The sequence below is a fragment of the Azohydromonas caseinilytica genome (genome assembly GCF_012927045.1).
In the GTDB taxonomy this organism is placed as follows: Bacteria; Pseudomonadota; Gammaproteobacteria; order Burkholderiales; family Burkholderiaceae_C; genus Azohydromonas; species Azohydromonas caseinilytica.
In genome coordinates, this window is record NZ_JABBFW010000041.1 from 1 (window position 1) to 21,110 (window position 21,110).

15 protein-coding genes are annotated in these 21,110 nt (G+C 70.4%); 7 read left to right on the plus strand and 8 right to left on the minus strand.

The window, feature by feature from the left end; translation table 11 throughout:
* The first annotated feature begins 812 nt into the window (after window positions 1-812).
* Window positions 813-2,435 (plus strand): methyl-accepting chemotaxis protein, encoded by a 1,623-nt coding sequence (locus HHL10_RS27905; protein ID WP_169163694.1) that lies wholly within the window; start codon window positions 813-815, stop codon window positions 2,433-2,435.
* Between the two features lie 269 nt (window positions 2,436-2,704).
* Here the strand turns inward: HHL10_RS27905 and HHL10_RS27910 are convergent, their stop codons facing one another.
* From HHL10_RS27910 to HHL10_RS27940, 7 genes are all read right to left on the minus strand, one after another.
* Window positions 2,705-5,308 carry a 2-oxoglutarate dehydrogenase E1 component gene (locus tag HHL10_RS27910; RefSeq protein ID WP_169163695.1) on the minus strand — a complete coding sequence of 868 codons (2,604 nt, stop codon included), beginning with the start codon at window positions 5,306-5,308 and terminating at the stop codon, window positions 2,705-2,707.
* A gap of 123 nt (window positions 5,309-5,431) precedes the next feature.
* On the minus strand, window positions 5,432-6,973 hold the full coding sequence (locus HHL10_RS31280; RefSeq protein ID WP_169163696.1) for a methyl-accepting chemotaxis protein: 1,542 nt from the start codon (window positions 6,971-6,973) through the stop codon (window positions 5,432-5,434).
* Between the two features lie 460 nt (window positions 6,974-7,433).
* A complete protein-coding gene (locus HHL10_RS27920; RefSeq protein WP_169163697.1) occupies window positions 7,434-8,435 on the minus strand; it encodes an Ldh family oxidoreductase in 1,002 nt (333 codons plus the stop codon).
* A gap of 42 nt (window positions 8,436-8,477) precedes the next feature.
* Window positions 8,478-9,329, minus strand: a complete 852-nt coding sequence (locus tag HHL10_RS27925; RefSeq protein WP_169163698.1) for an amidohydrolase family protein — start codon at window positions 9,327-9,329, stop codon at window positions 8,478-8,480.
* Window positions 9,326-10,465, minus strand: a complete 1,140-nt coding sequence (ssuD, locus tag HHL10_RS27930) for an FMNH2-dependent alkanesulfonate monooxygenase (protein ID WP_169163699.1) — start codon at window positions 10,463-10,465, stop codon at window positions 9,326-9,328. Before ssuD ends, HHL10_RS27925 begins: the two co-directional genes overlap by 4 nt.
* Before the next feature lie 182 nt (window positions 10,466-10,647).
* Window positions 10,648-11,853 carry an acyl-CoA dehydrogenase family protein gene (locus HHL10_RS27935; protein ID WP_169163700.1) on the minus strand — a complete coding sequence of 402 codons (1,206 nt, stop codon included), beginning with the start codon at window positions 11,851-11,853 and terminating at the stop codon, window positions 10,648-10,650.
* Between the two features lie 126 nt (window positions 11,854-11,979).
* On the minus strand, window positions 11,980-13,047 hold the full coding sequence (locus HHL10_RS27940) for a class I SAM-dependent methyltransferase (RefSeq protein WP_169163701.1): 1,068 nt from the start codon (window positions 13,045-13,047) through the stop codon (window positions 11,980-11,982).
* A gap of 145 nt (window positions 13,048-13,192) precedes the next feature.
* Here HHL10_RS27940 and HHL10_RS27945 point away from each other — a divergent pair, with 145 nt between their 5' ends.
* From HHL10_RS27945 to HHL10_RS27970, 6 genes are all read left to right on the plus strand, one after another.
* Window positions 13,193-14,224 carry a GlxA family transcriptional regulator gene (locus HHL10_RS27945; RefSeq protein WP_169163702.1) on the plus strand — a complete coding sequence of 344 codons (1,032 nt, stop codon included), beginning with the start codon at window positions 13,193-13,195 and terminating at the stop codon, window positions 14,222-14,224.
* Window positions 14,225-14,331: 107 nt separating this feature from the next.
* Complete coding sequence (locus tag HHL10_RS27950; RefSeq protein ID WP_169163703.1) at window positions 14,332-14,595, plus strand: hypothetical protein; 264 nt, start codon at window positions 14,332-14,334, stop codon at window positions 14,593-14,595.
* Window positions 14,592-14,867: a ferredoxin family protein gene (locus HHL10_RS27955; RefSeq protein WP_169163704.1), complete on the plus strand. Its 276-nt coding sequence runs from the start codon at window positions 14,592-14,594 to the stop codon at window positions 14,865-14,867. The genes HHL10_RS27950 and HHL10_RS27955 overlap by 4 nt, the downstream gene beginning before the upstream one ends.
* A 345-nt stretch (window positions 14,868-15,212) precedes the next feature.
* A complete protein-coding gene (locus tag HHL10_RS27960; protein ID WP_169163705.1) occupies window positions 15,213-16,994 on the plus strand; it encodes an N-acetylglutaminylglutamine amidotransferase in 1,782 nt (593 codons plus the stop codon).
* A 38-nt stretch (window positions 16,995-17,032) separates the two neighbouring features.
* Window positions 17,033-18,778: an N-acetylglutaminylglutamine synthetase gene (gene ngg, locus HHL10_RS27965; RefSeq protein ID WP_169163706.1), complete on the plus strand. Its 1,746-nt coding sequence runs from the start codon at window positions 17,033-17,035 to the stop codon at window positions 18,776-18,778.
* Window positions 18,778-20,010, plus strand: coding sequence for an osmoprotectant NAGGN system M42 family peptidase (locus HHL10_RS27970; protein WP_169163707.1), 1,233 nt, complete (start codon window positions 18,778-18,780; stop codon window positions 20,008-20,010). The genes ngg and HHL10_RS27970 overlap by 1 nt, the downstream gene beginning before the upstream one ends.
* A 46-nt stretch (window positions 20,011-20,056) precedes the next feature.
* On the opposite strand, the gene HHL10_RS27975 is transcribed toward HHL10_RS27970, so the two are convergent.
* Window positions 20,057-21,094 (minus strand): LysR substrate-binding domain-containing protein, encoded by a 1,038-nt coding sequence (locus tag HHL10_RS27975; protein WP_205833258.1) that lies wholly within the window; start codon window positions 21,092-21,094, stop codon window positions 20,057-20,059.
* Between the last annotated feature and the right edge of the window lie 16 nt (window positions 21,095-21,110).

Consider the following 21,110-nt stretch of genomic DNA (forward strand, 5'->3'; position numbering starts at 1 on the left):
ACCAGCGCAGTCCTTCACCGATCGCCGTCAGACGCAGCCAAGACCGCGTTCATTGCGATACCGCGGCAGGACTTGAACCTCGGCGCGCTGGGTAGCCTCCGAAAACTCTGCCGCCCACGCTCCTAGGGCACGCTCCTCGCGCCCGATAGGAAAAAACCGACATCGAGCCGCCGCCGCACGGCCCGCGCTTCTCAGCGTTTTCCAGGCAATGTCTTTCCGATCTTGTTGAGGCCCCGGGCTTGACAGGCGGCAACGGGTTTGCAAGAGCGTGCCGCGATACTGAATATCGATATTTGGACGCAATCTTCAGACGGCGCCCGGCCGGGATCGTGGCCAAAGAATCACGGACCGGCCAGGCCGGTGCCGCGTTTTCAGCGCAGCCCCGCGCATGGAACCTGTTGACGCCCTGAAAGGGCCTTAGTAAGCTTTTGTATCAGCAACAGCAAATTTAGCGATAAAAAGGTCAGCGACGGCACTGGCAAGCGCTGAGAGTGGTCGTGCAGGCGCCAAGCGCTTGAGGAGACACGAAATTTTCGTGGAGCACCTTGCTTGGGGTACAGGTTGCAGGGTGCGAAACAAGCTTGATGTAGTTTCGGCAATTAAGTTTATTGTCGAAACTGTCATGGATTTGGATTTTCTGGAAGGCCGTTGAGGCCGACTCTGGAAAATTGGGCACCGGTACGCTGCCGTTAATTTTTGCAGGCAGCTTGCTGCAGCACCAGCTTGGTTTTTGCCGGTGGCGTGCTGGCGGGGCTCAACGGCTGCACTGCCTGTGCGCGGTGCTTCTTCGCTTTATCGGGAAGAAATCGCTCATGCGAAACAACCAGCCCGTCACGCAATCCGAGTTTCGGTTTCCCGCCGGCGCGACGCTGATGTCCACCACGGACATGCACGGCGCCATCACCTATGCCAACGACGATTTCATCGGCGTCAGCGGCTTCCGGCGCGAGGAGATCGAGGGCAAGCCGCACAACCTCGTGCGCCACCCCGACATGCCGCGCGAGGCCTTTGCCGACATGTGGGCCACGCTCAAGGCCGGCCAGCCCTGGACGGCGCTGGTGAAGAACCGGCGCAAGGACGGCGACCACTACTGGGTGCGGGCCAATGCCGTGCCGGTGGTGCGGCATGGGCGCAACGTGGGCTACATGTCGGTGCGCACGCAGCCCTCCCGCGAGGAGGTCGCCGCCGCGGAGAAGCTCTATGCCGAGGTCCGCGAGGGGCGGGCGAAGCGGCGCTTCCACAAGGGAGTGCTGCTGCGCACGGGATGGCTGGGCTGGACCGCGCTGTTCCAGCTCATGCCGGTGCGCTGGCGCATCCGCCTGGCCTTCATCGGGCTGGTGCCGGTGATGGCCGCGCTGGTGTGGGCGCAGCGGCCCGGCATCGTGCCGGGCGCCGCGATGGGCGCCGGCGCGCTGCTGGCGCTGCTGGCGAGCTGCTGGGCCCTGGAGGCGCAGATCGCCCGCCCGCTGGAGCGGCTGCGCGCCGAGGCGGAGAAGGTGGTCACCGGCGAGAACTGGATGACCACGCACCTGAGCCGGGTGGACGAGATCGGCATGACGCTGCGCTGCGTCGGCCAGCTCGGACTCATGTTCCGCTGGCTGGTGGACGATGCGAGCCAGCAGATCCAGTCGGTGCGGCATGCCGCCGCGGAGATCGCCCAGGGCAACGCGGACCTGAGCTCGCGCACCGAGCAGGCCGCCGCCAGCGTGGAGCAGACGGCCGCGTCCATGGAGCAGATGACCGCCACGGTCAGGACGAATGCCCAGACCGCCGCCCAGGCCAGCGGGCTCTCGGGCCAGGCCCGCGACGCGGCGCTGCAGGGCGGGCACGCGGTGTCGGAAGTGGTCCGGACCATGAGCGACATCTCCGACAGCTCGCGGCGCATCGAGGACATCGTGCACCTGATCGACAGCATCGCGTTCCAGACCAACATCCTGGCCCTCAACGCCGCGGTGGAGGCCGCGCGCGCGGGCGAGCAGGGCCGCGGCTTCGCGGTGGTGGCCAGCGAGGTGCGCAACCTGGCGCAGCGCAGTGCCCAGGCGGCCAAGGAGGTCAAGCAGCTCATCGAGGCCAGCGTGCAGAAGGTCGGGACGGGCTCGACGCTGGTGGAGCAGGCCGGCCAGGCCATGGGCGGCATCGTGGCGCAGGTGAGGGAGGTGTCGGAGCTCATCGGCCAGATGAGCTCTTCCACCCAGGAGCTCAGCGGCGGCATCGGCCAGATCAGCCAGGCGGTGAACCACATGGACCGGATCACGCAGCAGAACGCCGCCCTGGTGGAACAGAACGCGGTGGCCTCGGACAGCCTGAGCCTGCAGACCTACCGGCTGGTCCAGGCGGTGGCGATCTTCAACGTCAAGGGCTCGCGGCGCGGCGATGGCCAGCCCGAGCCGGCCACGCCGGAGATGTTTCCCATGGCCGTGGCGGCCCAGGCCTGAGCAGGCCGCGCGCGGCGGCCTTGGCGGCTTGTGCCGGCCGGGTTCATTGCAATTCCGGCTGGCCCGGCTGGCGCTTGAAAGAACCTCGTCACACCCGCGCAGGCGGGTGTCCACAAGCGCCGGGCAGCATCCCGGTCAGCGTGGATGCCCGCCCCCGGCTACGCGGGGGCGGGCTCTGCACGGGCATGGCGAGGTCTTCCTGGAAACGTCGAAGCAGACCTTGCAGCCGCTGCTCCACCAGCTTGTGGCTGCAGCGGCTGCGGCGATGCTCAGTGCCCAGCGTCTTCCGGCACGCCCAGCGCGCGCTGCACCAGCTCCCGCTCTTGGTGTAGGTGCAACTGGTGCGAGGAGGTTGCGCCCGAGGCGGTGACCGGGCGTGCCGCGCAGGCCAGCGCGGCGCCGGCCGGCAGCGCCGCGGCCAGGTCATCGCGCACGAAGTGCCAGGCGCCCTGGTTGAGCGTTTCTTCCTGCGCCCACACCAGCGTGCGCAGCGCGGGGAAGGCCGCCAGCACCCGGGCCAGCTCGGCCGCCGGGAACGGGTAGAGCTGCTCCAGGCGCAGCAGCGCCACGTCCGTGCGGCCTTGCTCGCGGCGCGCGCGCTCCAGCGCGTAGTACAGCTTGCCGCTGCACAGCACCACGCGCGTCGCGCCCGCGTAGGCGGCGAGCTCGGCCTCCTGCAGCACCGGCTCGAACGTGCCTGCCACCAGCTGGTCGATGCTGCAATGCGAGCCCGCCTCCTTGGCGAGCACGGACTTGGGCGTCATCACCACCAGCGGCTTGCGCTCGGCCGCGGTGGCCTGGCGGCGCAGCAGGTGGAACAGCTGCGCCGCCGTGGACGGGTAGGCCACGCGCAGGTTGTCGGCGCCGCACAGCGCCAGGAAGCGGGCCAGCCAGGCGTTGGAATGCTCCGGCCCCACGCCCTCGTAGCCGTGCGGCAGCAGCAGCGTCAGCGCCGAGGCCTGGCCCCACTTCTCCTCGCCGGCGCTGAGGTAGTGGTCGATGAAGACCTGGGCACCGTTGACGAAGTCACCAAACTGCGCCTCCCACACCGTCAGCGCCTTGCGGGCCTGCACGCTGTGGCCGTATTCGAAGCCCAGCACCGCCTCTTCCGACAGCACCGAGTTGACGGCCTCGAAGCGCGCCGCGTTGGGCAGCTGGCGCAGCGGCACGAACGGGTCGTGCCTGCCGGCCTGGTCGTGCCACACGGCGTGGCGGTGCATGAAGGTGCCGCGCTGCACGTCCAGGCCCGACACCCGCACGTCGATGCCGGCGGCCAGCAGGCTGGCATAGGCCAGGTTCTCGGCCAGGCACCAGTCGGTCCGCCCGTCCGCGTCGTGCATCGCGGACTGCCAGCGCGCGATGAGCTCGCGCACCATCGCATGCGACTCGAAGCCCTGAGGCAGGCGCGTCATGGCAGCGACGGCGGCCTGCAGCCCGGTACGCGACAGCGGCAGAGCCTCCACGCCGGCTTGGGCCTGCGGGGCCGGCGCTTCCGCGGTCGGCCGGCCCGGCTCGGCGAAGCGCGCGCGCGCGGCGGCGCGGCACTGCTCGGCGAAGGCCGGGGCGTCGGGCACCACGCCGGTGGCGGCCAGCTCGGCCGCGTACAGCGCCACGACCGAGGACTTGCGATCGCAGCGGGGCTGGTGGCGCGGGTTGGTCAGCATCGGCACGTCGTGCTCGGAATGCCCCAGGCGCCGGTAGCCGATGAGGTCGATCACCACGTCGGCGCCGAAGGCCATGCGGTAGTCCACCGCGATGGCGGCGGCACGCAGCAGCGCCTGCGGCACGTCGGCGTTCACGCGCAGCACCGGGGCATCGACCATGCGCGTGATGTCGGTGCAGTAGCGCGCCGCCTGCGGGTCCATCGGGTTGGGCTCGGTGAACCCGACCTGGTTGTTGATGATGACGTGCACCGTGCCGCCGACCGTGTAGCCGGGCTTCTGCGTCAGGGCCAGCGTCTCCATCACCACGCCCTGGCCGGCAAAGGCGGCGTCGCCGTGCAGCGCCAGGGGCAGGGCCGCCTGGCGGCGGTCCTCGTGCGGCTGGCCCGACTGGAACGCATGCGCCATGCCCATCACGACCGGATAGACGCTCTGCAGGTGCGAGGGGTTAGGTGCCAGCGTGACTTCGATCGCGCCGTGTGCGGTGGCCACCTCATGGTCCGCACCGAGGTGGTAGACCAGGTCGTGGATCAGTTCAGGGTGCGCGGGGTCGGACTCGAAGTAGCCGAGCAGCGTTGCCGGCGTCGCGCCCAGGACGTTGGCCAGCACGTTGACACGGCCGCGGTGGGGCATGCCCATGAAGCAGTACCGGATGCCACGCCCGGCCGCCGCCTCGAACAGCGCGTCGAGCAGCGGCACCAGGGCCTCGCAGCCTTCGAGCGAGAAGCGCTTGCCGTGGCCGTAATGCTCGGCCATGAAGTGCTCCCAGGCCTCGGCCTGGACGAGCCGCTCCAGCAGCCGCTGCGCCGTGGTGGGCGGGACGGCCGTGGCGGGCGTTTCCATGCGCGCATGCAGCCAGGCCCGGCGCGTTTCATCCCGCACGGCCGAGGCGTCCAGCGCCAGCGCGCCGCAGTACGCGGCCTTGAGCTGCCGGTCCAGCGTCTGCACGTCGGCCGCGCCCTCCCAGGAGCTGCCGTCCGTCGTGAGCGGGTCGGCAGGCTGCAGGCCGAAACGCTCGGGCGCCAGCGCGCCCAGATCCAGCGAACACGCCGCACCCGTCGGGTCCAGCGCGGCGAAGCGGTGGCCCTCCTGTCGGTGCGCATCGATGAAGCGGTGCACGGCGGGCCACAAGGCGCCGGTGGAGGCGGTTGTGTGGTCATCCGGGCGGCTGCGCAGCGCCCATCCGTCCTTGAGGTCGAAGGTCTGGTTCATACGGGTCCGTGGGTGTGGTCAGGCACGGGGACTGCGCACCCCGCGCCCGAAGGCATGTCGCCATGCCGGGAAAAGAGCACCGGCGGGAGCGCCGGTGCCCGCGAAAGAGACTGGCTCCGCCGCTCAGAGCTTGAAGGTGCTCACCGCATGGGCCAGTTCCCTGGCCTGGTCCTGCATGGCCTGTGCCGAGGCGGTGCCTTGCTCGACCATGGCGGCGTTCTTCTGCGTCGAGGTGTCCATGCTGGCGATGGCGGCGTTGACCTGCTCGATGCCCACGCTCTGCTCGCGGCTGGAGGCGCTGATGTCGGCCACGATGTCGCTGACGCGCTTGATGCCGGCGACGACCTGGTCCATCGTGGCGCCGGCGCGCTCCGCCATGCGGTTGCCCTCGCCGATCTGCACGGCCGAGGCATCGATCAGCGCCTTGATCTCCTTGGCCGCGGAGGCCGAGCGCTGCGCCAGCGCCCGCACCTCGCTGGCGACCACCGCGAAGCCGCGGCCCTGCTCGCCCGCGCGCGCGGCCTCCACCGCGGCGTTGAGCGAGAGGATGTTGGTCTGGAAGGCGATGCCGTCGATGACGTTGATGATCTCGAAGATGCGCTGCGACGAGGCGGCAATGCCGCCCATCGACGCGACCACCTTGCCCACCGTGTCGCCGCCCTGGGTCGCCACCTCCGAGGCGGAGACCGCGAGCTGGCTGGCTTGGCCGGCATGGTCGGCGTTGAGCCGCACGGTCGAGGTCAGCTGCTCCATCGCCGAAGCCGTCTCCTGCAGCGCGCTGGCCTGCTGCTCGGTGCGCCCCGAGAGGTCGCGGTTGGCCTGTGACATCTCCTGCGCCGCGCTGGTGATGGTGTCGGCGCTGCCGCGCACCTGCGAGACGATGCGGTGCAGGCTGCGCACCATGTTCTGCAGCGCGTTCATCAGGCGGCCGACCTCGTCGTCGCTCTCGGCACGCGCCTCGCAGGTGAGGTCGCCCGCCGCCACCGCTTCGGCCACGGCGATGGCGCGACCGATCGGCTGCGTGATGGAGCGGGTGATGTACCAGGCCGTCGCCGCACTGAGCAGCGCGGCCAGCAGCGAGGCGAGGGCCATCTCGACCTTGGACTGGCGCGCACTGTCTCGGGCGCCGGCACTGTCCTGCGCCATGCTCTGCGCCTGGCGCTCGACCATGCGGTCGAGCAGCGCGTAATACTTCTGCTGCGGCCCGGACGTCTCGTTCTGGTACACCGCCAGCGCCGCCTCGCGGTCGCCGGCCTTGAGCAGGTCGAAGACCTTGCGCACCACGGCACCGTACTCCTGGCGCGCCTTGGCCTGCTCCTCGAACAGCGCCTTGCTCTCGGGCGACTGCATGAGGGCCTCGAACTTCTTGTAGTTCTCGGTGTTGGCCGCGCGGATGGCGGCGTACTCGTCCATGTACCTTTGCTGCTGCTCGGGCGTGGAGGACAGCAGCAGGCGGCCGATGATCAGGGCGCCCTTGTCGCCGTTGGCCTTGATGGTGTTGCTCAATGCGATCTCGGCATAGCGCTGGTCCACCATGTCACCCATCAGGGTGCTCATGCGGTCCAGACTGGCGGTGCCGACGACCATGATCACCAGCAGCAGCGCGATGACGGTTGAGAAGGCGATCGCGAGCCGCGTGCCGATTTTGAAATGCTTGAAAAACATAGGGTCAGGCTCAGTGTCGTTGCGACCTCAAACGGAAAGTGGTGAGGCAGCGGGAAGGTCGGCGCGGTGCTCTGTATTTCAGCAGGGCACTGTGACGTTCAAGTTACCTCACAGGGGACTGGCGCTTATCGGCGCAACGGCCTACCGAGTTAAGGGCGTCCGGCATGGTTGAGTGCTGTGCCTGGCAGCAGCTTGGAACGGACGGCCCATCGGGTCCCATGTGTTGGGTCCACGGTGGGCCGGATGGTGGGAAGAAGCGGAGGAGGCCGCTGCCGTGCAGTACATCACGGCGGCTGCGGCTTGAGCTTGATGCAGAGCATGGTTTGCACGCACCAGGATGGTTCGGCCGGCATGCCGACGCACCGGCCGAGGGCGCCCTGCGCCGGCCGCGACCGTCAGTCGATGCCGACCGCATGTACCTGCGGCACGCGAGCCCCTTCGGTGCGCGCCGGCGCGGCTCTCAACGCCGCAGCCCGGCCAGCAGCGCCTCCGTCACGACCACGCCTTCCCGCTGCGCCTGCCGGCGCAGCTGCTCGCGCCGCGCGCCAGGCAGGCGCACGCCCTCGTCCACCAGCATCTCGCGCACCAGCACCTCGACACGCTCCAGATAGCTGCGGGAGCCGGCCAGCGCGCCGGGGTCGATGACGAGGAAAGCCTGACCGATGCGCGGCCGGTTGCCCTCGTCAACGAAGAAGCTTGAAGCTTCGAAGCCGAAGTTGGCGCCGATGAGCGCCGTCACCAGCAACTCCACCACCAGCGCCAGCATCGCGCCCTTGGCGCTGCTGGCGCCGCCGATGGGCAGCATCGAGCCTTCCATGCCGGCCTTGGGGTCGGTGGTGGGGCGGCCGTCCTTGTCCAGCGCCCAGCCCTCCGGAATGGGCTGGCCTCGCTGCGCGGCCACCATCAGCTTGCCGCGTGCCGCTTCCGACAGGCTCAGGTCCACCAGCAGCGGGTCTTGTCCGTGGCGCGGGAAGGCCGCCGCCAGCGGGTTGGTGCCGAAGATGGGATGGCGCCCCCCTGCGGCCGGCATCGCGGCCGGCGAGTTGGCGAAGGCCAGGCCCACCATGCCGGCCTCTGCCACGGGGCGCAGGTGGTCCGCCATCACGCCGCCATGGTGGCTGCGCGTGACGCCGACGAAAGCCACGCCGAACTCGCGCGCGCGGCGCAGGCCTTCGGCCACGGCGAAGTCGCAGGCGGGGAAGGCCAGGCCGTCCTGCGCATCGACCACCGCCGCGCCGCCGCGCGCCGTGAGCAGCTGCGGCACCGCGCGGCCCTCCACCCGGCCGTGGCGCAGGTGCGCCGCGTACTGCGGCACGCGCGCCAGACCGTGCGAGCTCAGCCCCTGTGCCTCGGCCAGCACCAGGGCGCGGGCCGTGGAGGCCGCCATCGATGCGCCGGCACCGGCACGCTCCAGGGCGGCAGCGGCCAGCAGCCGTGCCTCGTCCAGGCTCAGCCGCGGCATGGCCGTGCCTCCCCATGCAGCTCGGGCCGGGGTGCGCCGCCCTCAGTCCATCGAGAGCACACGCTTGGCGTTCTGGAAAAGAAACTTTTCAAGCACGTCATCCTTGAAGCCCAGCCGCTGCGCGTCCTCGACGCTCTGCCGGATGGGCCGAAACGGGTAGGAGGACCCGAACAGCACCTGGTCGGACAGGAACTGGTTGGCGGCCGTAACCACCACCTCGCTGCCCGGCAGGAACAGGTACATGTCCGGCACGAGAAACACATTCTCGTGCCGGAAGGCCACGCCCACGAGCTGCTGCACGTTGGGCCAGTAGCCGTGGTAGGCGACGATGCGCAGCTTCGGGAAGGCCGCCGCCACGCGCGCCAGCGGTGCGGGGTCGTTGAAGCGGTGGTCCGGCGTGGTCGGGCCCGACATCAGGAACACCGGCACGCCCAGCGCCGAGAGCTGCTCGTAGACCGGGAAGTACAGCGGGTCGTCGGCATGGCGCGCCGGCGCACCGAAGCCGGGCTCGATGTCGATGCCGGCCAGGCCGAGCTGGCGCACGGCGCGGTCCACCTCGTCGGGCGTGCCCGGGCCCAGCAGCGCCGGATCGACCGCGCCGATGCCCACCAGCCGCTCATCGCTGCGCACGATCTCGTGGATGCGGTCGTTGCTGAGATGCTGCGTGGGCGTGTGCCGGCCCACCACCACGGCCTTGCTCAGGCCCGCGTCGTCGATCTCGGCCATGAAGCCCTCGTGCGTGCGCGAGCGGGCGTAGTGCTCGGGGTCGCCGCGCGTGCCCACGCGCTGGTTGAGCCAGCGCGCCACGTCGTTGGCGGCCGAGCCGGGCATGGCGCCGAAGAAGTCGTGCAGGTACGCCGGCCGGCAGCGCATGTCGATGACGGGGAGGCTCATGCCGCCTTCCTTTCGGCCACAGTGGCGCGCACGTCGAAGGCGCCGCCGGTGAGCACCTGGTCGCGCAGCGTCACGGGCTTCTTGTCCGGCAGCAGCGGGAACACCAGCTCGGCGAAGCGGATGGCCTCTTCCAGGTGCGGGTAGCCGGAGAGCACGAAGCTGTCCACGCCCAGGTCCGCATACTCCTTGAGGCGGGCCGCGACGGTTTCGGGATCACCGACCAGCGCCGTGCCAGCGCCGCCGCGCACCAGGCCCACGCCGGCCCAGAGGTTGGGGCTGATCTCCAGCTTGTCGCGGCGCCCGCCGTGCAGCGCGGTGATGCGCTGCTGGCCCACCGAATCCATCCTGGCGAAGTTGGCCTGCGCGGCGTGGATGTCCTCGTCCGTGAGCTTGCTGATGAGGCTGTCGGCCGCGGCCCAGGCCTCGGCGTTGGTCTCGCGCACGATGACCTGCAGCCGCACGCCGAAGCGCACCGTGCGCCCATGCTTGGCGGCGCGCGCGCGCACGTCGGCGATCTTCTCCGCCACGGCCGCGGGCGGCTCGCCCCAGGTGAGGTAGGCGTCCACATGCTTGGCGGCGAGCTCGTGCGCCGCCGGCGAGGAGCCGCCGAAGTACAGCGGCGGATAGGGGCGGCTCTCGGGCTCGAAGTGGTTCTTCGCGCCCTCGATCCTGAAGTGCTGGCCCTCGAAGTCCACCTTCTCGCCCTGCAGTAGCCGCTTCCAGACGCCGAGGAACTCGTCGGCGACCTCGTAGCGCTCGTCGTGCTTGAGGTGCACGCCCTCGGCGGCCAGCTCCGCGGCGTCGCCGCCGGGCACCACGTTGAGCAGCAGGCGGCCGTGCAGCGCCTGGTCCAGCGAGGCGGCCTGGCGCGCGCTGGCGGTGGGGCCGCTGATGGAGGTGCGCAGCGCCACCAGCAGCTTGATGCGCTGCGTCACCGGCACGAGGCTCGACGCCACCACCCACGGGTCCAGGCAGGAGGCGCCGGTGGGGATGAGCAGGCCGTCGTAGCCCAGGTTCTCGGCCGTGACGGCGATCTGCCGCATGTACTCGTTGCTGGCCGGGCGGCCGAAGTCGGACTTGCCCAGGTAGCGCGTGTCGCCCGAGGTGGGCAGGAACCAGAAGATGTCGAGGCTCATGGTGTGTTCTCTTGTAGTAGGAGCGTCATTCCATTTCGCGTTCGTCAGTGAAACGTTCCGTTCGTCCTGAGGTATCGAAGGATGAACGGCCCCTGCCGTGGTGCGGCCATCGCAGCCTCACGGACTCGCACTTCGATACCTCAGTGCGAACGGGTCATTTCAACGGCAAAGCAAAACCGGAATCAGGAATAGGCCGTGGGCTCGGGGTAGCGGCCGAGCAGGGCATGGCGGCCGAGGTCGCGCAGCTTGTAGTCCAGCGGGTCGTGCAGCGTGTGCACGCGGGCGTTGCGCCAGAAACGGTCCAGCCCCAGCCGCGAGGCGGTGGCGCCCGCGCCCGTGAGCTCGAACACCTGGGAGCTGACCTCGATGGCGGCGCGGTGCGCCACGGCCTTGGCCTCGGCCACCGCGACGGCCACCTTGCCGCGGTCGGCGGCCGTCACGTCGGCGCCCAGCGCCAGGGCCTCGTCGAGCCTCCGTGCCGCCAGGTCGGCCAGCACCTCGGCCGGGCGCACCAGCACGGACAGCTCGCCGTAGCGGTGCTGGATGTAGGGGTCGTCCACGGCGCGCGCGACGCCCGAGGCGAAGAAGGGCCGCGAGGAGTCGCGCGTGTAGCGCAGGCCGTGCGCCAGCGCGCCCTGGGCGATGCCGACGTAGAGGTTGACCAGGATGAGCTGCGCGATCTGCGAGCGCAGCGTGGCGCGCGGCTGCAGCACCGTGCCGGGCCGCACCAGCACCTCGTGCGCCTGCACGCGCACCTGGTCGAACTGCACGGTGCCGCTGTCGGTCTGGCGCTGGCCGAAGGCGTCCCAGTCGCCCTGGATGCTGATACCGGGGCTGCGGCTGGGCAGCGCGGCGATGAGCAGGCTCTGCGTGGGCTCATGCCAGGCGGAGAAGCTCAGGCGGTCCGAGCCCACCGAGCCGGAGCAGTAGCTCTTGGGGCCGTTGACGACGAAGCCCGTGCCCTCGGCCTGCGCCAGCGCGCGCTTGTCGTTGGGGTTGAGCGCGTTGCCCCAGAACAGCCGCTCGCGCACCGTGGGCCGCAGGAAGAATTCATGCTGCTCGGGCTCGCCGTACAGCAGCACGGTGGCGACCTGCAGGTGGTGGAAGGCGTAGAGGTGGGCCAGGGCGCTGTCGGCCTGCGCGAGGCGGCGCAGGCCGCGGGAGAAGAACTGCCAGGAGTGGCCCCAGCCGCCATGGGCGCGCGGCGTGGTCAGGTTGAGCAGGCCGCTGTCGCGGATGAGCTCGCGCTCGGTGCGGGCATGGCCGCCGCGCTGGTCGCGGGCCACGGCCGTTTTCTGCAGGGCCTGGGCCAGCGCCTCGGTTGCGTGCTCGACTTGAACGGGGTCGGCGAGATCCACCGCGAAGGGGCTGATGGGGGCAGGGGGCATCTTCCGGCTGCTTCGTTATTGGAATGAAGGCAGTCTAGGAGCCCCCCTTTGGCGGCGACAACGACGCTTTCTGCTGCTGCTTATGCGCGGAAATCCAATGCTGCCGGCTCCCCGTGCCGGGTGCCGTCAGCGCCGCGCCTCCAGGATCAGGTTGAACGGCGTCTGCGCCGCGCGCCGGAAGTGCGTGAACCCGGCCTTGCGGAACACCTCGCGCAGCCGCGCCTCGCCGGCCTGCGCGCCCAGCACCAGCTTGCCGCCTTCGGAAATGGCATGCGCGCAGCACATGGTGGTCGAGGCCGAGTAGTACAGCCGCGCCACGGTGTCGGGTTGGCCGTCGAAGCGGTCGGGCGCGAAGGGCTCCACCAGCATCACCGTGCCACCGGGCGCCAGCACCTCGGCCGCGTACTGCGCCGCGGCCACCGGATCGCCCATGTCGTGCAGGCAGTCGAAGAAGCAGATCAGTCCGAAGTGCCGGTTGGGATAGCCGACGGCGCGGGCGACTGCGAAGCTCGCCTGCCCGGCCACGCCGGCCGCGGCCGCGTTGCGCCGGGCCGCGGCGATGGAGTCCGCGTGCACGTCGAAGCCGAAGAAGCGCGACCGTGGAAAGGCCTGCGCCATCAGCACGGTGGAGTGGCCATGGCCGCAGCCCACGTCCGCCACCGCGATGCCGGCCTGCAGCTGCGCCACCACCCCTTCCAGCGCGGGCAGCCATTGCGGCACCAGGCAGGCCTTGTAGCCGTTGCGGTAGAAGGCCGCCACGCCGCAGGCCAGCCGCCCGTCGTGCTCGCCCCAGGCCAGGCCCTGGCCGGTGCGGAAGGTCTCCAGCGACTTCTCCTCATCCGCCCACATGGATGCCGGCACCTGCCACGCGTGCGGGATGAACACCGGGCTGTCCTCATCGGCCAGCACCAGCGCCTGCTCGGGCAGGAGCTCATAGCTGGCGCTGGCCGCGTGGTATTGCACGTAGCCGCTGGCCGCCTGCGCGTTGAGCCATTCGTGCACGTAGCGCTCGGCGCAGCCGCTGCGCGCGGCCAGTTCCCCGGCGCTGAGCGGGCCGGCGCCGGCCATGGCCTTGTACAGCCCCAGGCGGTGGCCCAGGCTGACCATCACGCCGCCGTAGGCGGAGGCGAGGTCTTCGATGGCGCGCGTGACGAAGGCGTCCAGCCGGGCCTGGTCGATCGTGGCGGTGTCCATGGTGTCGCTCCTTGTTCGCATCCACTACAGCGGGATCGTGGCGTCCATGGTGGCGGCCGGCGCCGCCCGGGCGAAGAGCCGAAATCGCCCTGAACCGGTCCGTTCGTGCCACAGTGCAGCCGCTGTGCCGAGGAGGAACACCGCCATGCACCGAGCCAGCGCCCCTGCCGCACCGGCGGCCCGCCATGTCAGCCTGGTGGCCCTGCCCGAGGCCGCCGCGTCCACGCTGTTCGGCCTCTACGATGTCCTGAACGCCTTCGCGCTGATGGGCCTTGCCGCCCCGGGCACGCCGGCGCCGTTCCAGGCCGAGATCGTGGGCGAGGCGGCCGGAGCGCTGACGCTGGCCAGCGGCGTCCCGGTGCAGGTGCAGCGCGGCATCGAGGACATCGCGGCCACCGACATCGTGATCGTGCCGTCCGTGGTGCTGCCGCCTCAGGGCTGGCCCGCGGGACGCCATCCCGGCCTGGTGGCCTGGGCCCGCGCCATGCATGCGCGCGGCGCCCTGCTGTGCTCGGCCTGCTCGGGCATCTTCCTGCTGGCCGAGACGGGCCTCTTCGACGGCCGGGACGTCACCGTGCACTTCAACTACGCCCACAGCTTCACGGCCACGTACCCGGGCGTGCCGGCGCACCCCGAGCGCGTGCTGGTGATCTCGGGCCTGCGCGAGGAGCTGATCACCTCGGGCGCCTCCACCACCTGGCACGACATGGTGCTGTACCTCATCGCCCGCCACGCCGGTGCGACCGCCGCGCAACAGGTGGCGCGGCTGTTCGCGCTGCAATGGCACCAGGACGGGCTCACGCCCTACATGGTGTTCGAAGGGCGCAGTGACCATGGCGATGCTGAGATAGGGCAGGCACAGCAGTGGTTGAGCACGCACTTCTCGGTGGCCAACCCGGTGGAGGAAATGATCAAGCGCTCGAAGCTGGCCGAGCGCACCTTCAAGCGCCGCTTCGCCAGCGCCACCGGCCTGACGCCCATCGCCTACGTGCAGCGCCTGCGCATCGAGGACGCCAAGCGGCGGCTGGAGCGAACCGACGCCTCGGTGGACGAGATCAGCTGGCGCGTCGGCTATGAGGACGCGGCCTTCTTCCGCCGCCTGTTCAAGCGCACCACGGGCCTGGCGCCGGGCGCCTATCGCAAGCGCTTCAGCATTCCCGACTTCGCCCGTCCATAGCCGGGCATCACCGGACCCGGTTGCTGGGAGATCACGCCGCCGACCAAGGGCGGTGCGGCTTGCCTGGGACAATCGGCGTGTTGCCTCACCCCATCGGAGCGTCCATCGTGCGCGACCAGCCGGATGCCCAGCCCACCTGCTCGCCTTCCTTCCGCCTTGCCCTGGCGCTTGCCGCGGCAGCGCTCGTGTTCACCATCGTCTGGCTGCGCGCGGGGGCCTTCGACTTGGCTGTCGGGCTGGAGACGGCCGCGGTGGCCGGTGTCACGGGCCTGCTCGCCTACTGGCTGGCGGACCGCTTTCTCTTGCTGTTCGTGGTGGGCATGGCGGTACTGCTCGTGCTGCTGGCGCTGTTCGGGATCTGGTTCGCATGACCTTCGCCGTCACAGAAAGCTGCCAGGGGTGCAAGGACACGGCCTGCGTCGCACCCTGCCCGATGGGGTGCTTCCTTGAAGGCCCGGACGTGCTGGCCATCGAGCCGACGGAATGCATCGACTGCGCCATGTGCGTGGCCGAGTGCCCGGTGGATGCCATTCGCGCCGACGTGGAATTGACCTCGGCGCAGCAGGCTTTCGTCGAACAGAGCCTGCAGCGCTCACGCGCGGCCGGCTGGCCACGCATTACCCGGCCCTTGGCCAAGGCATGAGCCCGGGCGCCCGGGCAGGCCGCCCGGGCTGTCGTGATGTCCGCCAGCGCACCCAGCAGCCGCCGAGTTTTTCGTTTCCGGGGCCCGCCATGCCGTGGCCGCCTCCTGCCCGTAGCGAAGTCCGGACTGTGCCGCATGAAGATGCCCGCGCAACCACAGACGGCGCAGCACTCCGGCTGCGACGGCGGCACGCCACCGCAATGATGCGCGCGCCGTCCTGACCCGGGCCTGCGCCCCACGACCCCGGGACTCCGCCGGGGCGGCACGCCCCTTGCCCTAGGTGGTGGCTCAAGGGCCGATGTCTCGGCCCGCAACGACGACACCACAGCAAGGGGAACGATTTCAATGTGCGGCATTGCAGGTGAGCTTCGCTTCGACGACACGGTCGCCGACGTGCGCGCCGTGTTGGCGATGACGGAGGCGCAGTCGCGCCGCGGGCCGGACAGCGAGGGCGTGTTCGGCATCGGCCCGCGCTGCTTCGGCCACCGGCGGCTGAGCATCATGGACCTGAGCCGGCGCGGCCATCAGCCTTTCGTGGACAACACGCTGGGCCTGGGCCTGGTCTTCAACGGCGCGATCTACAACCACCACGAGCTGCGCGAGGAGCTGGGCGCGCAGGGCTACACCTTTTCCTCCACCGGCGACACCGAGGTCATCCTCAAGGCCTGGCATGCCTGGGGACCGCGCGCGCTGGAGCGGCTGCAGGGCATGTTCGCCTTCGCGCTGTGGGAGCGCGACAGCGGCATGACCTACCTGGCGCGCGACCGCCTGGGCATCAAGCCGCTCTATTACACGCTCGACGAGCAGCGGTTGCGCTTTGCCTCGGCGCTGCCGGCGCTGCTGGCCGCCGGCGACGTGGACACCACGATCGACCCGGCCGCGCTGCACCACTACCTGTCCTTCCATGCCGTGGTGCCGGCGCCGCTGACCATGCTGCGCGGCGTGCGCAAGCTGCCGCCGGGACACTGGATGGCGGTGCATCCCAACGGCCGCTGCGATCTCCACAGTTGGTGGCGGCTGGACTTCACGCGCACGGAGGAGGACGAGCGGCGCTCCTTCGGGGACTGGAAAGAAATGGTGCTGCAGGCCCTGCGCCGCGCCGTCGAGCGGCGCCTGGTGGCCGACGTGCCGGTGGGCGTGCTGCTGTCGGGCGGGCTGGATTCGAGCCTGATCACGGGGCTGCTGGCCGAGGCCGGCACGCAGGGGCTGCGCACCTACTCCATCGGCTTCGAGGCGGTGGACCGCGAGCCCGGCGACGAGTTCAAGTATTCCGACCTCATTGCCCGCCACTACGGCACCGTGCACGAGAAGCTGCACGTGCCCGCGGCCGACCTGCTGCGCAGCCTGCCCGATGCCATCGCGGCCATGGCCGAGCCCATGGTCAGCCACGACTGCGTGGCCTTCTACCTGCTGTCGCAGGCGGTGTCGCAGCACAGCCGCGTGGTGCAGAGCGGGCAGGGCGCCGACGAGGTTTTTGGCGGCTACCACTGGTACCCGCCGCTGGCCCAGCTCGATGATCCGGATCGCAGCGTGGACGCCTACCGCGCGGTGTTCTTCGACCGAGACCACGACGAGATGCGCACGCTGCTGCAGCCGCAGTGGCTGAGCGAAGACTTCAGCCAGCGCTTCGTCAGCCACCATTTCGCGCAGCCCGGGGCCACCAGCGCCATCGACCGCGCACTGCGGCTGGACACCACGGTCATGCTGGTGGACGACCCGGTCAAGCGCGTGGACAACATGACCATGGCCTTCGGGCTGGAAGCGCGCGTGCCCTTCCTCGACCACGAGCTGGTGGAGCTCGCCGCGCGCATCCCGGCGCGGCACAAGATCGCCGAGGGCGGCAAGCATGTGCTCAAGGAGGCTGCGCGCGCCGTCATCCCGGCCGAGGTCATCGACCGGCCCAAGGGCTACTTCCCGGTGCCGGCGCTCAAGTACCTGCGCGGCGAGTTCCTGGACTTCGTGCATGGCGCGCTCGACAGCGACGCGGCGCGCGGCCGCGGCCTGTTCCGGCCCGAGGCCATCGCGCAGATGTTCGAGGCGCCCGACCAGCACATCACCCGCCTGGGCGGCTCCAAGCTCTGGCAGGCCGCGCTGCTGGAGGCCTGGCTGCAGAGCCACGGCATCTGACCTATCCAAGCAATCCAACAATTCCTGGGGAACCGACCATGACTCCGTTGCACCGTCAACCCGGCTCGCAGCCGGCGGCCACGCCCACGGCACTGCATTCGCTCGACCTCAACAGCGAGGCGCTGCACTTCGACCCCGACCGGCGCGGGCCGGTCAATGCCTGGGTGGACTGCGGCTGGGGCCGGCTGCTGTTCGGGCCGTCCTTCGATTCCACCGCTGCGCTGGCGCAGACGCTGCTGCAGGAGGCGCCGAACCGGCGCGACATCGCGCTCTACGTCGAGTCGCCGCAGCTGGTGCTGGCCGAGGCGCCCAATGAGCTGTTCCTCGACCCCTCGCTGCTGTTCCGCCGCCCGCTCGATGCTGGCGAGGCGGTGCAGGAACTGCCGCCGGGCATCGCGATCCGGCCGCTGGCCACGCGCGCCGACATCGCCGCCATCAACCGCCTCTACCGCATGCGCGGCATGGTGCCGCTGGACCCGGCCGTGGTCTGGGTGCGGCATCGCGAGGAGGCCTTCACGTACATGGTGGCCGAGGACGAGCGCAGCGGCGACGTGGTGGGCACGGTGCTGGGCCTGGACCATGTGCAGGCCTTCGGCGACGCGCATGGCGGCTCCAGCCTGTGGTGCCTGGCCGTCGATCCGCAGAGCCGCGTCGGCGGCGTGGGCCAGGCGCTGGTGCGCCACATCATCGGCCACTTCGCGCAGCGCGGGCGCCGCTTCCTGGACCTGTCGGTGATGCACGACAACGGCCCGGCCATCGCGCTGTACGAGAAGCTGGGCTTCGCGCCGGTGACGGGCTTCGTGGTCAAGCGCAAGAACGCCATCAACCAGCGCCTGTTCGACGGCAACACCGACATCGCCGGGCTCAACATCTATGCCCGGCTGATCGTGAACGAGGCCCGGCGCCGCGGCATCGGCGTGGACGTGATCGACGCCCCGGCGGGCATCTTCAAGCTGCGCCATTTCGGCAACGAGATCCTGTGCCGCGAGTCGCTGACCGACCTCACCGGCGGCGTGGCGATGACGTGGTGCCAGGACAAGCAGCTCACGCTGCGCCGCCTGGCCAGCGTGGGGCTGCGCGTGCCGCAGCAGCAGCCCGCCGGCAGCGCCGAGGACAACGCCGCCTTCCTGCGCGCGCAGGGCTCGGTCGTGGTCAAGCCCGCGCTGGGCGAGCAGGGGCGCGGCATCAGCGTGGATATCCGCGACGAGGCCGCGCTGGCGCAGGCCGTCGAGCGCGCGGCGCGCGAGGGCGGGCCGGTGGTGCTGGAAGAGTTCTGCCAGGGGCAGGATTTGCGCATCGTCGTCATCGGCTACCGCACGGTGGCGGCGGCGATCCGGCGCCCGGCCGAGGTGCTGGGCGACGGCCGCTCCACGGTGCGCGAGCTCATCGAGCGCCAGAGCGCCCGCCGGGCCGCGGCCACCAGCGGCGAGAGCCGCATCCCCATGGATGGCGAGACCGAGCGCTGCCTGGCCGACCAGGGTCTCAGCTGGGACAGCGTGCTGCCCGAGGGGCAGGCGCTGCAGGTGCGCAAGACCGCCAACCTGCACACCGGCGGCACCATCCACGACGTGACGCCGCAGTTGCACCCGCAACTGCGCGAGGCGGCCGAGGCGGCGGCGCGCGCGCTGCGCATCCCGGTGGTGGGGCTGGACTTCCTGGTGCCCTCGCCGCAGCAGCCCGAGCACGTGATCATCGAGGCCAACGAGCGCCCGGGCCTGGCCAACCACGAGCCGCAGCCCACCGTGGAGCGCTTCGTGGACCTGCTGTTCCCGGAGACGGTCTGATGAGCGAGGGACCGCGCCTGCTGCCCATCGACGCCACGCGCCTCATCGACACGCTGCTGGAGCTGCTGGCCATTCCCAGCCCGGCCGGGCTGACCGACGGGATCGTGCACTACACCGGCGCGCGGCTCGACGCCATCGGCATCCCCTACGAGCTCACGCGCCGCGGCACCCTCCGCGCGCTGCTGCGGCGCAACCTGCCCGAGCGCCGGCGCCAGAACCCGTCCTGCGCCATCGTGGCGCACCTGGACACGCTGGGCGCGATGGTGCGCGAGGTCAAGGCCAACGGCCGGCTCTCCATTGCGCCCATCGGCACCTGGTCCAGCCGCTGGGCCGAGGGCGGGCGCGTCACCGTCTTCACCGAGAACGCACGCTACCGCGGCTCGGTGCTGCCGCTGATGGCTTCGGGCCATGTCTACAACGAAGCCATCGACAGCCAGCCCGTCAGCTGGGACCAGCTGGAGCTGCGCGTGGACGAGCGCATCGCCTCGGCCGCCGACGTGGCGAAGCTGGGCATCCAGGTCGGCGACTTCGTGGCCTTCGACGCGCAGCCGGAGGTGCTGGACAACGGCTACATCGTCTCGCGCTACCTCGACGACAAGGCCGGCGTGGCCGCGCTGCTGTGCGCGCTGGAGGCGGTGGTGAAGTCCGGCGTGCCGGTGCCCATGGACTGCCATGCCGTGTTCACCCTCACGGAGGAAGTGGGCTCCGGCGCGCGCGCCGTGATCGAGGAGGACGTGAGCGAGGTCATCGGCGTGGACATCGGCCCCATCGCCGCCGGCCAGGGCGCGGGCGACGAGGGCGTGACCATCCCGCTGATGGACTCCGCCGGCCCGCACGACTACCACCTCACGCGGCGGCTGCTGGCGCTGTGCGCGCAGCACGGCATTCCCAGCCACCGCGACGTGTTCCGCTTCTACCACTCCGACGCCGGCGCGGCCGTGAGTGCGGGCGCGGACGTGCGCACCGCGCTGCTGTGCTTCGGCACCGACGCCACGCATGGGTACGAACGCACCCACTTGTCTTCGCTGGTGCACCTGGCGCAGCTGCTGGCGCTCTACATCCAGAGCGGTCCGACGCTGCGAGAGGACCGGCAGCGCCGGCTGGAGTCGGTGCAGGACTTCTCGCACCAGCTCGACGCCGATCAGCTCGCGCGCACCGACACCGTGTTGCCCGACCCGGGCGAGCTGGTCACGCGCACCGATCCAGAAACGCCGCCGCCGGACAGGGCCTGAATCGCCACGGCGGCCCGCCGCTCCGCTCGTTCGTTTGCGCCTTGGCTCATTCGCCGCCTCGCTCGTTTGCCCGCAACTTGCCCGGCGTGGCAAGGTGAGCCGCCTCGCGGCCATGAAATGCCGCGCCGGCGCCGCTGCGAAAGGCGCGCACTGTCTCCAGCATGGCGGTCAGCAGTGGCGAGTCGTTGTCTTGCAGGTAAAAGCAATGCAGGTCCATGAACGCTTCCACGCGGGAGTGCAGGGGCCGGTAGGTGATGCCGGGGAAGCGAACGTTCGTCATCGAACCCGGTACGAGCGTGATGCCCAGCCCCGCCGCGGCCAGCAGCGTGGCCGTGACAACATCGCTGGCCGGCGGCGCAAGTCGCGGCTCGAAGCCGTGATCCCGGCACAGCTGCAGCGTCATGGCCGCGATGGAAGGTGAGCTGCCGATGAGCATCGTTTCATCACGCAGCGCCGCCACGTCGATGCGGTCGTGGGCTGCCAGCGGATGCCCCTCGGCCATGCCCAGCAGCAGCGGTTCACGCGCCACCAGCTCCACCTCGATGTCCACCTCGTCGGGCAGCATTCGCTCGAACACCAGCGACACGCGCCCCTGGCGCAACGCCGGCAGCTGCTGGGGGGTCTGCGCGTGGTGCAGCACCAGATCGACCTCGGGATGCGCGGCGTGGAAGGCTTCAAGCACTTGCGGCACCAGGCCGAAGATGGCGGAGCCGTAGACGCCGATGTCGAGCCGCCCGGCCTGCCCGCGCCCTGCGCGCTGTGCGCGCTCGGCTGCCTGCGCCACGAGGCTGCGAATGTTCTGGGCGTCGCGCAACAGCTCTTCTCCGGCCTGCGTCAGCTCCATGCCGCGTGACGTGCGCTTGAACAGCTGCACGCCCAGCTCGGCTTCGAGCTGCTGGATCTGGCGCGTGAGAGGAGGCTGTGACAGGTGCAGCTTCTCGGCGGCGCGCCCGAGATGCCGCGTCTCCGCCACGGCCACGAAGTAGTTCAGTTGCCTCAAATCCATTGCCAGCCTCTTACGGAAAAGGTATCGGGTTGAACAAATTTTGCATTGGACGTGTTGTAAGCGGGTGCTGAAACTCACGCTCAGTCCCACGTGA